Source organism: Chitinophaga sp. 05T412, assembly GCF_056396465.1.
The window spans coordinates 535,034-549,778 of sequence record NZ_JBFTLN010000004.1 but is presented as its reverse complement, the minus strand read 5'-3'; the positions used below and the strand labels follow the sequence as shown (position 1 = coordinate 549,778).

The 14,745-nt window shown below is 44.9% G+C and carries 12 protein-coding genes and 1 tRNA gene; 5 read left to right on the top strand and 8 right to left on the bottom strand.

Annotation, left to right across the window (positions count from 1 at the left end; genetic code table 11):
• The first annotated feature begins 280 nt into the window (after positions 1–280).
• From AC1DFM_RS12550 to AC1DFM_RS12535, 4 genes are read left to right on the top strand one after another with little or no spacing between them, the layout of a single operon-like run.
• The gene (locus tag AC1DFM_RS12550) at positions 281–727 is read left to right on the top strand and encodes a hypothetical protein (RefSeq protein ID WP_477077078.1); all 447 of its coding nucleotides are present in this window, start codon (positions 281–283) and stop codon (positions 725–727) included.
• 27 nt (positions 728–754) lie between these two features.
• Positions 755–991 (top strand): hypothetical protein, encoded by a 237-nt coding sequence (locus AC1DFM_RS12545; protein ID WP_477077077.1) that lies wholly within the window; start codon positions 755–757, stop codon positions 989–991.
• 60 nt (positions 992–1,051) lie between these two features.
• Complete coding sequence (locus AC1DFM_RS12540; RefSeq protein ID WP_477077076.1) at positions 1,052–2,185, top strand: ImmA/IrrE family metallo-endopeptidase; 1,134 nt, start codon at positions 1,052–1,054, stop codon at positions 2,183–2,185.
• Complete coding sequence (locus AC1DFM_RS12535; RefSeq protein WP_477077075.1) at positions 2,175–2,759, top strand: hypothetical protein; 585 nt, start codon at positions 2,175–2,177, stop codon at positions 2,757–2,759. Before AC1DFM_RS12540 ends, AC1DFM_RS12535 begins: the two co-directional genes overlap by 11 nt.
• Before the next feature lie 179 nt (positions 2,760–2,938).
• On the opposite strand, the gene AC1DFM_RS12530 is transcribed toward AC1DFM_RS12535, so the two are convergent.
• The 3 genes from AC1DFM_RS12530 to AC1DFM_RS12520 form a co-directional block, all read right to left on the bottom strand.
• Positions 2,939–4,030 carry a site-specific integrase gene (locus AC1DFM_RS12530; RefSeq protein WP_477077074.1) on the bottom strand — a complete coding sequence of 364 codons (1,092 nt, stop codon included), beginning with the start codon at positions 4,028–4,030 and terminating at the stop codon, positions 2,939–2,941.
• Between the two features lie 139 nt (positions 4,031–4,169).
• Positions 4,170–4,253 (bottom strand) — tRNA-Leu (locus tag AC1DFM_RS12525).
• Positions 4,254–4,335: 82 nt separating this feature from the next.
• Positions 4,336–4,746: a carbohydrate-binding protein gene (locus AC1DFM_RS12520; protein WP_477077073.1), complete on the bottom strand. Its 411-nt coding sequence runs from the start codon at positions 4,744–4,746 to the stop codon at positions 4,336–4,338.
• Between the two features lie 249 nt (positions 4,747–4,995).
• Here AC1DFM_RS12520 and AC1DFM_RS12515 point away from each other — a divergent pair, with 249 nt between their 5' ends.
• Positions 4,996–6,051: an AOC03_06830 family ribosome hibernation factor gene (locus tag AC1DFM_RS12515; RefSeq protein WP_477077072.1), complete on the top strand. Its 1,056-nt coding sequence runs from the start codon at positions 4,996–4,998 to the stop codon at positions 6,049–6,051.
• Positions 6,052–6,168: 117 nt separating this feature from the next.
• On the opposite strand, the gene AC1DFM_RS12510 is transcribed toward AC1DFM_RS12515, so the two are convergent.
• The 5 genes from AC1DFM_RS12510 to AC1DFM_RS12490 are packed head-to-tail and all read right to left on the bottom strand — an operon-like array spanning position 6,169 to position 14,637.
• Entirely contained in the window at positions 6,169–7,314 is a 1,146-nt protein-coding gene (locus AC1DFM_RS12510; RefSeq protein WP_477077071.1) for a glycoside hydrolase family 76 protein, read from the bottom strand.
• A 6-nt stretch (positions 7,315–7,320) separates the two neighbouring features.
• Positions 7,321–8,442: a SusE domain-containing protein gene (locus tag AC1DFM_RS12505; RefSeq protein ID WP_477077070.1), complete on the bottom strand. Its 1,122-nt coding sequence runs from the start codon at positions 8,440–8,442 to the stop codon at positions 7,321–7,323.
• Positions 8,443–8,467: 25 nt separating this feature from the next.
• Complete coding sequence (locus tag AC1DFM_RS12500) at positions 8,468–10,075, bottom strand: RagB/SusD family nutrient uptake outer membrane protein (RefSeq protein WP_477077069.1); 1,608 nt, start codon at positions 10,073–10,075, stop codon at positions 8,468–8,470.
• A 19-nt stretch (positions 10,076–10,094) separates the two neighbouring features.
• The gene (locus AC1DFM_RS12495) at positions 10,095–13,577 is read right to left on the bottom strand and encodes a TonB-dependent receptor (protein ID WP_477077068.1); all 3,483 of its coding nucleotides are present in this window, start codon (positions 13,575–13,577) and stop codon (positions 10,095–10,097) included.
• Positions 13,578–13,623: 46 nt separating this feature from the next.
• Positions 13,624–14,637 (bottom strand): FecR domain-containing protein, encoded by a 1,014-nt coding sequence (locus AC1DFM_RS12490; RefSeq protein ID WP_477077067.1) that lies wholly within the window; start codon positions 14,635–14,637, stop codon positions 13,624–13,626.
• Positions 14,638–14,745: the final 108 nt, after the last annotated feature.

The window sequence follows — 14,745 nt, the reverse complement described above, 5'->3', positions numbered from 1 at the left end:
TAACAGATATGCCACCTTCCTGTCTTTTAAGAGCAGTAACTATCTGACTTTCTGTAAAATTCTTTCTTTTCATATTGCTAGATTAAAGTTAATAAATCATTTAATTTATAACTCTAATTCTTGCGGCCGAAATTTGGGGGAGCCGACACTTCTACCGAAACCGGGTTGTTGGAAAGGTATTGTTATTTGCTCCATAACCAGGAACCTCCGGTTATAAGAGATATTTCATTCGGTGTCGGCGATTGACAGGTATCACATTATTGAAAGATACCATATCAATATGAGAGGGCGTAAAAGGATACAAGTCATTTTTACTACTGACAGTTTTACGGGAGCCTTAGAAAGATTTTATACCCAGATAAAGTTGGTTTCTACTCGTAGAAAAGGTGTAAAGCCCGATTTATTGTTAGTTGGACAATTTCGTAACCAACCATTTAAACTTGATGTGGTAGGATTTCCGGAAAGAGGTACTGGATTGTTGATATATATTGCAAATGCTGTTTTGGATAAGATATCCCAATGCAATGCTTATACGATTAATTTAGCTCATGATATTTCCCTGCCGATTATCATTAAACAAGGATTGGTTGTCAAGTATGATATTATAAAAGGGAAACTTGATTTCTTTGATTCTTATTTGCGCAAAATACAACCTGGAGGCTCTTTTGATTATCATGAGCTGACCTTTTTTGCCTATCATCAGCCTATTAAAGTTATTAATATCTAGCGATTATTTTATTGAAATACTGTGAAGATGAAACGTGATGATATTGCAGTGATGAAAGCCGTGGCCTTATGCTACAAGCCTTATCTTAAACCGGAGGAAGCTATGATCTATTGTAATCTGGAGCATACTCAGTTAGCAAAAAAATTACAGGAGCACGGCATTTATAAAAATGCCAGCGGATATTATAAACGGGAGGATCTTGACTTTATGATGTCAGGGGAACCCTCCCGTATTCATCAAGCTGCTGCGAAGCTGAAACTTTAAAAATAAAAATCTTAAATTCACTAAGTTATTAAAGCATAGCAATTATTAACCACTTTTTAGATGTTTGATATCAATCTATTAGCTAAAAAACTGACTGGTTGCAGAAGCAGACTAGAATACTCATATCATGAGATTTTTGAAGGTACCGGAATAAAGGAAGATAGGCTAAAGGCTTTTGAACAGGCCAAAATTGAACCAACCGGAGACGAAATACTCATTTTGGCGGACTTTTACCGGGAGGATTACAAATATTTTATCAGCAATCAGCAATCGTCTGCCTCAGAGAATACGGATAGTTTATATCGTCAGTTCGGAGAGGAATTCACAAAGGAAGACCGCCGTGCAGTACAGGAGTTCCTATACGTTTGCGAGTGTGAGGCTCATGTCTGGTCCCTTTTGGAAGAGAATAGACAGACTTATCAGTTGCCTGGCAGACGGACTGCCATCAATAATGAAGCCGAGGAAATAGCCAGTGATGTAAGAATTTCATTAGGCTACAAAGAGAATGAACTGCTACAAAATATCTTTGATGACTTTAGAAATTTAGGTCTCCATATTTTTAGGAGAAAACTACATAATTCTAATTTGTCAGGAATCTTCATACAACATCCAGTTGCAGGGAAATGTGTTTTAGTAAATTATTCGGAAGATCTTTATCGTCAGAATTTTACCATTTCCCATGAGGTTGCACACTCTATTTTCGATACCAATCAGCTATATAACGTTTCTTTCACTAAGGATGGAAAAGATATAAAGGAGATTCGTGCAAATCGTTTTGCAGCTTCATTCCTAATGCCGGCAGCAGTTTTGAAAAAATTACAAGTGAGTACTTGGTCCGAACAGATTTTGATCAAACTCGCAGAGCAATTTCGAGTAAACATCATTGCTTTATTGTACCGTCTAAGATTCTTGAAGTTAATTACCCAGCAAGATTTCGATAAATTCGAAGGCCTCAAATTGCCCAAAACGTTAAAGCAGGATCCGGAATTAAAAGATTTGCCCGACAAAATAGCTTTGGCGAAAAAACAAGTTTTGGAACGTGGATTATCTGCTACATATGTCCGTAAGTGCCATGAAGCGTATTCAAATTCTTTGATCTCACAAAATCGCCTCGCTGAAATGCTGCTGACATCAGAATATGAATTACAGGATCTATTGGCTCTCTTCAACTTAAAATTGGTTTATGAATTCTGATATTACTAAATTATTTCTTTTCAATGTTATTGATTCCTGTTCGGTTTGGAATATTTTGTCTTCCCCAATTATTTATCACTCTTCTATACAAGCTGGTTGTTACTATGCTTTAACCAATTATGTCAGTTATGAGTGTCTGTATAAAAAAAGGAAGGAAAAACATGATGTTGCAATCATTAAAAAACTGGAAAAAGGGATCGAGACAAAAAGATTTACGAGTTATGATATCACGATTGACGACCTTCAAGAAATCGAAATACTTGAAAATAGAAAAAATCTTGGTAAAGGCGAATTATCATCTATAGTATTTGCAAAGAAGACAAGGCAGGCTTTTCTTACTGATGACAAAAAGGCTAGAGCTTTAGCCAAAGAAGTACTGGGTAACGAATTTGTTCAGACCACGCCACATTTGGTTGGATTTTGTTTTTATAAAAGACACCTCCTCGACAGTGATTTCAATGCACTAGTCGCAGAACATCAGGCATCTTTAACAAGTAGTTGGGGGGATTTAAGTCGTTTTTTTAAAGAAGCGTACGAAGAGAGTCTGAGAATTGGGCTGATAGAAAGGACTTAAACCAGAGGAAGCTATGATCATTATTGTAATCTGGAGCACACTCAATTGGCTAAGAAATTACAAGAGTATGGCATTTATAAAAATGCCAGCGGATATTATAAACGGGAGGACCTCGACTTTATGATGCCGGGAGCCCTCTCGTATTCATCAAGCTGCTGCTAAACTGAAACTTTGACATATTATTCTGAAGGATAATAGTCTGGTAATTTTGCAAGGTGTTGGTGCTGATCTTTGGGGCGATGTCTTTTATAAGTTTCGTTGACGTGCTTTGTAGTTGCAAGCCCCAGTAATAAGGCAACCGTAGCAGCATCTACATTGGCGTCTTGTAGAAGAATAGAAAAACTCAACCGGGCACAGTGCCAGGTAATATGTTTAGCAACACCTGCAGCCTTCACCCATTTCTGTACTTCCTTGTTGCAACCATCATGACTGGGCAAAGTGAAGACCTTTTCTTTTGGATTTACGTCCTGCTTACTTTTCAACCTTTTCTTCAGTATTGCCAATGCGATTCGATGCAATGTGATCTCTACAGGTTTTCCTGTTTTTTTCTGAATGATCCGTGTTACGAGAACTCCATTTTTAATCTGCTCCCAGGTTAGTCTCTTGACATCGACGTGTCTGAGACCAGTATAGCAACAAAAGATGAATGCTAATCTAACTTCTGCATTGAGGCAGGGGGTTTTGAGCAATCTGATATACTCATCTGCTTCTAAATTTTCTTTGAGATTGAGGCTAGGATTTGATTTTGCAGCAACATCTTCAGCGGGGTTCAAACGAAAATACCCTTCTTTTGTGGCAGCTTTTATAACACGTTTAAACCTTGCAAAATAGTTTGCAGGAGTATCCCCGTTATATTTAACTAACAAGTACTTTCTAAATCGTTCACAGAGGTTTTCTGTAATATTGATCGGAGCAAGGAATGGTTCTTCAATGAAATTTTTAAATTGGGTAAAACTATTTTGAAGATGTCTGTTGCCGTCCTGTTTATTATTATTTACATACTCTTCATAATAATTAAGGAAATTAGGTTTAAAATTATGTGCCGGGATATACCCAGTACCTATGGCTTGACGTTCGAGAATAAGTTGTGACTTCTTTGTTTCTACAATTGCCACCGCTTCTTTATTATGATTTTTTTGTAACTGGTCTTTGGGCTTGCTGTAAGTAAATATTCCAGTAGCGCGACGTTCTCCTGGACCCTTTCCCCATTCTAATGTGTAATAGATTTTTTGCCCATTCCGTGTGGGCCTTGGCGTTGCAGTGATGGTCATAAATGTTCATTTTGTGTGAGCCGAACTGTGTGCCATCTATGAGCCAAAAGGAGCGGGAATAAGCGGAAAATACCGGCAAAAATCGGGGTCTAACAAAAGAAAAAGCCCCTGTAAATCAATGACTTACAGGGGCTTTTAGTGCCCAGAACTGGATTCGAACCAGCACACCCTTGCGAGCGCTGCGACCTGAACACAGTGCGTCTACCAATTTCGCCATCTGGGCAACTGATATCATGTCAGGGGGTGCAAATATACACACCTATTTCATTTCTCCAAAAAAATATTTGCTAACGCCAACGACTATACTAATAATTGTAAATAAATCCGAAGGAAGTGATGCTGAATGGCATAGCGCCTTTGGCTACGAGATATAAATCATGTACGCCTTCTGCATGCCGCAGGTTACCGGTTAATTTCAATGCGTAGGTACTATCGCCGGTATAAGGTATTTCCAGGGTGCCTATAATTTTTCCTTTGGGCTTGTCGATCCGGAACTCCAGCCGTGCATTACTCTTTTTATGCTCAGAAGCTACTTCTACGCGGAAACCTATCTCTCCCAAACTCAGGTTTACCTGCGCAAAACTCAGGTAGCTCCCCTCTTTCATCTGGAATTCAGTTTGCCGATTCCCCTTCTTGGCCGCTGCCGCCGGCGCCGCCGTCTGTCCGCAAACAGACAAAGACACAAAAGCAAAAAGCAGCAATATCATCAGCCTCATAAAATAGGGATAGGTTTCGTCTTCTCTTTTTATTGGTACACAACTACAGTTGTTCCCAGTGATAAATTAATAACAAATTTCATAAAATTAAGGAATTATGTAATATTATAGCAAAATAATAACATGAACTGATGAAAATCAGTCATTCGGGTGATACATGTCAGGCCCCGCCACCTCCTCCTACCCTACCTTTATGCCATTGTTGAAACATTACTTTCAACTGTTTGTTATAAACTAAAATTGAAATTTATGGAACAGGCATTAGTTAACTTAATTCAATACCAGGGCGCCCCGGCAGTCACCATTTTATTGTCTACTCACCGAACCCATCCCGATAACAGACAAGATCCTATCCACCTGAAAAAATTGGTGGCGGAAGCAGAAACAAAACTGTACGAAACTTTCGATAAAAGAGAGGTATGGCCCGTACTCGATAAAATTAAAGCGACAGAAGCCGCTATAGATCACCGCTATAACCTCGATAGCCTCGCCATCTTCGCCAATCCCGAAGGGGTTAAAGTGATGAACCTCCCCATCTCCACCACTGATCGCGTGGTGATTGGCGACCGGTTCGAAATACGCCCGCTGCTCAAGGCGCTGCAACACCAGCAACATTATTATATCCTCACCATTGCACGCCAGAAAATCAGGCTGCTGGAGGCTTACAATGATACCCTGGTACGAGAAGTCAACAACGACGACTTCCCCTTCGCCAACGAATATTTCACCAAAGATCCCATGAAATTGCAACAGGACTCCATCATAGATGACCTCCTGAAAGAATATTTCAATGTGGCCGACAAACAATTCAAGAAATATTATCACGATAACCCTCTACCACTGGTGCTGCTGGGCGATACCAAAAGTATTGCTTACTACCAGGAACAAATGGATATCAAAAATATCGTCATCGCCACTGCCGCCGGCGGCTACGATGATACCACCAGCCACGAAATACTGAAAGTGACTTTCCCGCTGGTACAACAATACATGAACGATAAACAACAAGCCGATCTCGCTGCTGTTGAAACGGCACAGTCGCACCAACGACTGCTGGTAGACCTGGGAGATATTCACCGCGCCGCAGAAGCCGGTGCAGCCGATACACTGTACCTGGAAACGACCTACTTCCATAACGGTATCATCGAAGACGGCACCATCATCTCCACCGATAAACCCGGCTCAGAAGATGTTACCAGGGTCATCATCGACAACGTACTCAAGAAAAACGGGAAGGTTATTTTTATGGATGAAAATACTTTAAATGCCTACCAGGGTATTGCACTGACCACAAGATTCCAGTAAACTTTTCATGGACATACATACGCACAAAACAAAGCCCGCAACGAGAACGTGCGGGCTTGTTTTTGTAGCGTTGTAACGTTAAATATTCATTACCTGCCATTCTTACGAAAAGCTTCTTTATTTTATCAGTCCCATACTTTTCAGCTTTGCCGCTGCTTCAATCACCATGGCGCCGCTCAGCTGTGTCGTCAGATCACTGTTGGCCGCCATTTTGCTCCAGTCCTGGTTAAAGAGTATCTGCGGACGGGTAGTGCCTTTCAGCCACAACGTTTCCGCATTCAACTGCAGGAAGTTGGCATATTTGGTGGCGTCCGTACTGCTAATGCTACCGTCCGTAATCAGCAACATCAGGTAGCGTACCAGCACCCCTTTAAACAAACCACCATCACCACCGCCCTCATCTTTCAGGATATTGGCATTGGTAAAACCGCCACCCAAAGCATTGTTGGCCGTTTTTAACGCATCATTGAGGTAGCTGCTCTGACCAGTGAGTTTATACAACTCTACTCCGGCGCCAATAAATACGCCCTGGTTGTAGGTGAAGTTCCAGTTTTTGGTCACCTGTCCGCTCCCATCCTGATTAATGCCATCCCACACCAGGCCGCTCACCGGATCTACCAGCGTAGCTTTCTGCCAGTCGTATATTTTCTTTGCCCAGGCAATATCGTCCGGGTTCTGAGTAATACCGTACATGCGGCAGGCAATAATACAGGCAGGCGCATTGGCAGGCGTATTCTTATAGTTCTTCGCCTTGTCTTTATTCCAATGGATACCACCACCCCACATATCATCCCATCCACCTTTGATATCATTCCATAGCAGCACGGCTACGTCTTTATAACGGGTGTCGCCGGTGGCTTCAAAGGCGCGTAAACAGGCCAGGTTCATCCACTCCATGTCGTCATAGAAGTAGTTGATGTAAGTACCGCCGTTCTTTACTTTCATGCCCGCCAGCAGATCGTCCATGCGCGACTTGATAGCAGGGTCACTTTTACGTATATACACATCCGTGAGTACATCCAGGGCATGGGCATTGGGCCAGTAGTTGAAGGTGGTACCGCCGTTGCTGTTCTGATTAAAATACTTTTCCTGGTTCCAGAAATTGCTGATCAGCCCTTGTGTGGAGGAATCAGCGATCTGTGGCCAGCTATATACATACCGCGCTTTGCCGGCCCCCGGGCCCGGGCCATCATCTACCGGTTCTTTCAAACAGGCAGTGAAAGCCAGGGCGCCTATCAATAGAGAATACCTTACAATCTTCATAGCTAATTATTTGACGATGATTTCGTGCGTGTAGTTCTTGTCGGTGGTGAAGTATACGTTGATGTCACAGTTCTTGTTATCTGCCTCGGTAGCAAACTTGTAACAATAGCCCCACTGGTCGTTGCCCGCAATAGGCTTCAGTTCCCAGAAACTCAACGGCGTAGTGGCAGTAGGACGATTGTTATCGCTGTTAGCGCTGCCAAACCATTCTTCGCCGGCATTGCCATCACTATCTTTAACGGCTAAACGGAATTTATAACGTTCATCGCGTCCCCATGATTCCTGCTTGAAAGTGATCAACTGATTTTTGATACTCCAGGTACCGTTGCCGGCATAGCTAATTTCAAATAAGAACTTATTCAGTGGCGCAAACCAGAGTCCAACGGTAGTCAATTCAGTAACAGAAGCCGCAGCGTTGTTGAAGTCCAGACGCAGGCGGTATACTTTGGTACCGGTGGTTTGCTCATTTTCTCCACCTTCTTTCACGGCTGTTGCAGCAATGGAATAAGTGCTGGGGGTGCCGGTATTTCTATTGGTGAAATGATATTTACCATTTTTGAGAGATGTATAAATTTCATATACCCCCGGTGCGGTGGATTTCAGCTTCAGCGCTTTCGACAGGTCAGCGCCTGCTTCTGTAGCTTCGCCGGTGAGGAATACATCGGTAGGGATTTCGGCAAAGCCATTAGGCCGCTCTACTTCAATGGTTTTGGCTTCTGCCGCTTTCTGGATGTTATATCCTTTTGCCGCCAGCACGGTCCATTTCAGTTTACCGGTAGCCAGGGAAGCAATGCCAGCTTTGTTGGCGATGGCGTTCAGGTCTTTATGCGATAATGTCAGTTTGTTTTGTACGCCACCGCCATCAGATGCATATTTGGCCACGGGATTGGAAAAGTCGCCGTTCTCTTTATCGAACGCTACTTCATAAATAACGAGCGAACCATCTTCTGCGCGGGCTTGATCCCATTCAAAGCTCAGAGTGGCGCTGGTAGCTGGTTGCAGCTTAATGTATTTATTATCGAGCGGCGCGGTGAGCTTCGCTACGGGTTGTATATTGGTATTGAGTGTATAGTCTTTCTTACAGCTAAACAATATCACACTCAGCAGGATCATGAAATATTTTTGCATGTTATTACAGTTTTAGGTGGAAGGATTACCAGTCTTGGTTTTGTGAAAGATTTTTGTTCTGATCGCGTTCAATGGTCGGTATAGGCCACAGGTAATGTTTCGGATTGGTAAACAGCCTGTTTTCAACGATGATGTATCCATTAGGGTCTTTGTTGAAAGCGCCGGAAGTCACTTTAATCCCTCTCACCGGTCTGTTCATGACTACATCGGCGGTTTTCCAGCGACGGATATCCAGTATCCGTAATCCTTCAAACGCAAATTCGGCGCGTCTTTCACGGCGAATCACCGCTTGTTGCTGCGATTGGTTCAGGGCTGCATTAAACTGGGTGGCGCCGGGATCTGTAAAGCCAGCGCGACTGCGCAACGGCTGAATAGTTTGATTCCACACGGCGGCTGTCATCTGCCCCAACTCATTCTTTGCCTCCGCATACATCAGTAATACGTCCGCATAACGAATCAGGATCAGGTTTAAACCAGAAGCATAGTTGGTAGCCGCGCGATCGTAGTATTTATAGAAGTAATAACCGGTAGGCGATGCACCCTGGTCATCAACCGTATTAGTGGACGGATTAGAGCCGGGCTTCGTCAGGATCGTTTGTACGTTACCGTTAAAGTCGGTCACTTTGGAACCGTCGTGCAGGATGGTGGCTTCAAAACGTGGGTCCCTGTTGACATACGGATTATTCTCATCATATCCGGAGCCGGCATCAGTGATGGCTTTGCCGTTGGTCATGATGTAATCATTCACCAGGTCCTGCGTAGGTACCAGCACGCTTCTCAGCGCAGCAATGGTTTGCGGCATAAACTGACGTTGTTTGTCGTATGTTCTGGCGCCGCCATATTCAATATCCAGGATCACTTCACTATTGTATTCATTGGCCACTGTGAACAAATTCGAATAGCTGTTAAACAGGGCATAGCTGCCATTATCTGTTTTGTTGATCAGCTGCTCGCAGTCGGTCACTACGCCCTGCCATTCGCTGCGGAACAGGTGTACACGGGCACTCAGGGCAATGGCAGCGCCACGGGTAACACGTCCACGATCGCTCTGTGCTTGTTGTGTATTGGTGGGCAGATCTTTCTGGATATCGGCCAGCTCTGCTAATACAAACTGCTGAACGGTATTTTTATCGGTGCGGGCAATGGTGCGCGACTGCTCAATGGTAATCAGGTCGGTATAGAAAGGAACGTCGCCATACCAGGCCGTGAGCTGAAAGTAAGCGTAGGCGCGGATAAAACGCGCTTCTGCGAGGATGCGGCGTTTTAACGCAGCGTCCATATTCGGTACCCGGTCGATGTTGGTGGTAACGGTATTACAACGACGGATCGTGGTGTAGTAAAAAGGCCAGGTGTCTACTACGCGACCATTGGCGCCGTCGTAGCCGCCATTGGCAATGGCGTTTACATTCAGTAATCCACCGCCGCTGTTATAGGCATTATCGCTGAGGGCTTCATCTCCAAAGAAATAATCATCCTTGGACAGGTGCTCATAACAAGCGGTGAGTGCATCCAGCGCGTCCTGGGAATCGCGCCAATAAGCTGTTTCGGTGAACTCCCGCGTGATGGGCTGATCCAGCTTGCGACAGCCAAACAATCCCGCGGCTATTACTATCGATAAAAATATTTTCTTCATAACATTGATTGTTTAGGCATCAAAACTTTATATCCAAACCAAAGGCGAAGGTGGCGGCATTGGGATAGTTACGGCCGGCAATGGCATTGTAATTTTTCATCTCCAGCTTGTCGTCGAACTGCGTAAACTCAGGATCTACGCCCAGTTGACGGAATCGTTTAGGCATGATCGTGATCAGGTTCTGGCTGGTAAAGTATACCCTTACCCCCTGCATATTGGCTCTCTTCAGTAAAGACGCCGGGAGGTTATAGCCGATCTGCAAATTTTTCAGTCGCAGATACTTCGTATCAAATAACCAGTAGTCGGAGTACGCGAAGTTGTTGGCATCCGCCGCTCCAATGGTTAAACGTGGATAAGAGGCGCCCGGATTGGTAGGTGTCCAGCGATCCAGGTGCTGCACCATGGCGTGGTCCTCGTTGTTGTGGAAGGCTTCCACAATATCGCCGCGCATAAACTGAGTACGCTTGCCTACGCCCTGCCAAAACATGGTGAGGTCAAAGTTTTTCCAGCTTACATTGTAAGTAAATCCGAAAGTATAGCGTGGGAAAGGATTACCGAAGATGTAGCGGTCGTTTTCATCGATCACGCCGTCTTTGTTTCGATCTATATATTTAATATCGCCCGGCATTACCTGCTGGTTATAGGCAAATGGTACTTTGGGTGCATTCTTGATGTCATCCAGGTTTTGGTAAAGACCATTGGATTTATAGCCGTAATAAGAGGCGATCGGGTAACCTTCTTTAATGATAAAGGTAACATCTGATCCACGAACAGATTCCTGACCGAATTTAATCACCTTGTTCAGGTTATCGGCGATGTTAAATCCAAAGGTATGGCGGAAAGCGCCGGTGGTAGCGTGATACGCCAATGCCAGCTCCCAGCCTTTGTTATTTACTTTACCCGCATTTTCCAGTGGAGCCGTTGTTCCTGCTGTTCCTGGTACGGTTTGGAACAGGTAAATACCATCGGTCATCTTATTAAAATAATCGAAAGATGCGGTTAACTTACCCTTAAAGAAATCTGCGTCGATGCCATAGTTACCCATGGTAGAGATTTCCCACTGTAACTGGTTGTTGAAGGTGGAGAAAGTATTACCGGGAGCAATAGAGTTATTGAAAGAATAGTTGGCGTTATTGATAGATACTCTCGACAGATAATTAAATCCACCGATGTTGGAGTTACCCACCTGTCCCCAGGAATAACGCAGTTTAAAGTTGCCGATCCGTTCTTTCACGTCCTGCATAAAGTCTTCTTCGGTGATTCTCCAACCCAGGGAGAAAGCCGGGAAGAAGTTCCAGCGATGGCCCGGCGCCAGCTTGGAAGAGCCGTCATACCGCCAGGTAATTTCTGCGAGGTATTTATCACTATAGGAATAGTTGAAACGTCCAAACAGGGAGTTTAATGCATAGAGATTCGGATTGGCTAAATCGTTGTAAGTACCGATATCTTTGTAATCATAGGTACCATCCGGCTTGGGAATGTAACCACCGCCGATACCCCAGTTCGGGTCCAGATTAGTGGTACCATAGCGGGTAGCGCGGAAACCATAGCCTTCATCCACGGCATCACTGCGCACACCTACCTGTCCTTTTACGTAATGCTTACCAAAGGTATTTTCATATTCTGCAGTAGCATATACGTTAGTGGTCAGGTCTTTGTATTCATCCTGCTGCAACTGGTTATACTGGGGCGGTGTAGCCGTAGTATAGTAAGGTGCATAAGTAAATTTATTCGTACGGGCGTTTAGGTTATTAATGTTATACACCCCGGAGGCATTCAGGTTAATCTTAAAGTGGTTCACTGGCGTGATTACCACATCCAGCCCGCCCATCAGGTTATCGATGGTTCTCATATTAAATCCGCCATCTGCCAGTAATGCGATCATACTGTTGCTGGTGAGGCTGGGTACTACCCAGTTGCCCAGCGAATCTTTCACCGCATTGGTACGGGGTACGCGCATCGCGTCACGCATCAGCATACCGATATCCGCCTGCTGTGTACGATACTGGGAGCGGGTATATGCCGCGTTGGCATTTACTTTTACGTATTTACTAACGTCAACAGATACGTTTAAACGGGCGTTATATCTTTTATAGTAGAAATCCTGTGGCACATATTTGTTTTGCAGCATGTTACCCTGATCGAGATAGCCTACGGAAAAGAGGTAGCTGCTGCTTTTGCCGCCGCCGGTTAAGCTCAGGCTATGATTTTGCTGTGGCGTATACTTGCGGATCATTTCATGCAGCATGGCGGGTTCTGAGCCGCGGTCGTGCCAATACTGAATATTTTCCGGAGTGAAGGGTGGCGTTTTACCTGAATTCACCAGCGCTTCATTTTTCAGCGTCATATATTCCCAGGCTTCCACGTTGCGGGGCAGTGTGGTAGGCGTTTGCCAGCCGTACATGCCGTTGTATTGAACGGAAGGGCGTTCATCTTTCTTCCCTCTTTTGGTGGTGATATAGATGACACCGTTGGCGGCCTGTGAGCCATAGATGGCGGCGGAAGCTGCATCTTTTAATACGGAAATAGTTTCTACATCATAAGGGTTGAGGTTCTGTAAACCTACGCTGCCGGCTTGTATACCATCGATGATAACCAGCGGGCCGTTGCCCGTTAAGCTACCCACGCCGCGGATGTTCATCACCATGGCGCTGCCGGGTTCGGCGGTGGCCTGCTGCATGATGAGGTTGGGCGCCTGTCCTTGTAAAGCCTGGAACATATTTACTGCCGGGCGGCTGGTAATATCTTTTGAATTCACCGTGCTGATAGCGGCGGTTACCTGGCCTTTTTTCTGTTGGCCGTAGGCCGTTACCACTACTTCACCGAGATCTTTGGAATCTGCGTTGAGCATGGTCACGATATTGGTTCTGCCGGAGATATTAATTTCGGAAGATATATACCCGATAGAGGAAAATATCAATACGCCGTTGGCCGCGTTGGCAGGGATTTTCAGGGTGTAGCTTCCATCGGGGTTGGTAACGGTACCGATGGTTTGTCCCTTCAGGCGGATGTTAGCGCCGGGAATGGCCTGACCGGTGTTATCCACTACGCGGCCGGTGATGATCATTTCCTGTTGCTGACCGCTCATAACGGAAACGCCCCCACGTTTCAGGATGATTTTGTTGGCGATGAATTCGTAATTGATTTCTCTGGGCAGGAGGATCATCTGCAGTACATCGTCCAGCTTATTATCTTTTACATTCAGCGATATCTTCTGTGTGGCTTTAATGTCGTCATTGGCATACACAAACACGAGGGCTGTTTGTGCTTCTATTTTCTCCAGTACCTGTGCCAGGCTGGCATTTTCTACCCGGAGGCTAACCAGGTAGTTGAGAGATGGTGATCTTTCCTTCTCTTTCGCCGGCTCATGCTGTACCTGCCGCCGTATACCTGCTGCGTAGGCTACCTGCGCATGGAGGTCCAGCACGCTCAGCAGCGATAAGCAGATGAGCAGCGACCCGAAAGGTGGACGAAAAGAAGGCTTGTATAGTTCCTTTCTCATAACGTAGTGGTGATTAAAATGATTAAATAGTAATGTTGGCGTTATATTATTCTCCTATGACCAATGTTGAATCTGTGATGCGGTAGTGGAATGCTTTGGACTTACTCAGGTAATACATGATATCTTCCAGGGAATTGTTGTGGAAAGAGCCGGTCAGGCGATACTGTTTAGGCGCGTTGGCTTCAAACTCCACCCGTTTATTAAAGTTGCGTTCCAGGCTGGCGCCGATTTCTTCCAGGGTAGCATTTCTGAAAATGAGGCGACCTTCTGTCCAGGCTTTGTCTTCCGTACCGATGGTATTGCCTTTCACGAGGGTGCCGCTGCTGGCTGTAAAGCTGACTTTCACATCCGGTGTGATCAGGATGGTATCGCTGATTTTCTTTGCTTCTTCATACCGGGGAATGAATGCCACCTTTCCCGTTACCACGGCCGTTTGCACGGGTTCGTTTTCATAAGCGCGGATATTGAAAGAGGTGCCCAGTACTTTGATAGTCCCTTTTTTCAGGTGCACAATAAAGGGCCGTTTGGCATTGGTGGCCACATCAAAAAAGGCTTCTCCTTCCAGGAAAATCTCGCGGCTATTGCCTTTAAACTTTTCCGGGTAGGTGAGTACGCTTTCCGCATTCAGCCATATTTTACTGCCATCTGCCAGCTCAATAAAGGAGCGGGTAGCTTTGCCATTGCTGCGTTTCACCCACTGCTGACGGGGAGTTTCCGGGGAGCGCTGTCCTTTGTTAAAGAAATAAAAGGCGCCACCCAGCATTAATACCGCCGCTGCTGCTGCCCACCGCCAGGTGTTTATTTTTTTAATTTTTACAGGGGAAGATGGAAGATCCTTTGAGGACGATTTTATTTTTGCCAGCGTTCGCTGCAGGGCTTGTTCTGTATTTTCAGCTGCCTGTTGCAGGGGGTCTTCGAAATAATGGTGCAGATGCGTGTACCGTTCTTTGAGCACCGGGTACTGTTCGAGCAGGGCGTTTAATTCCGATAACTCTGCCGGAGTGGCCTCCCCTGCCAGTTTACGCGTCACCAGTAAGACGAAATGTTCTTCGTTTATCATAAAATGGAATCGTGTTCAGAGAGAAGGACAGGAAACAAACGGGGAATTACTTACAAGGAGGGAAAATATTTTTTTGAGCAGAAAGCAAAAAGCAAAAAGCCATTGAAG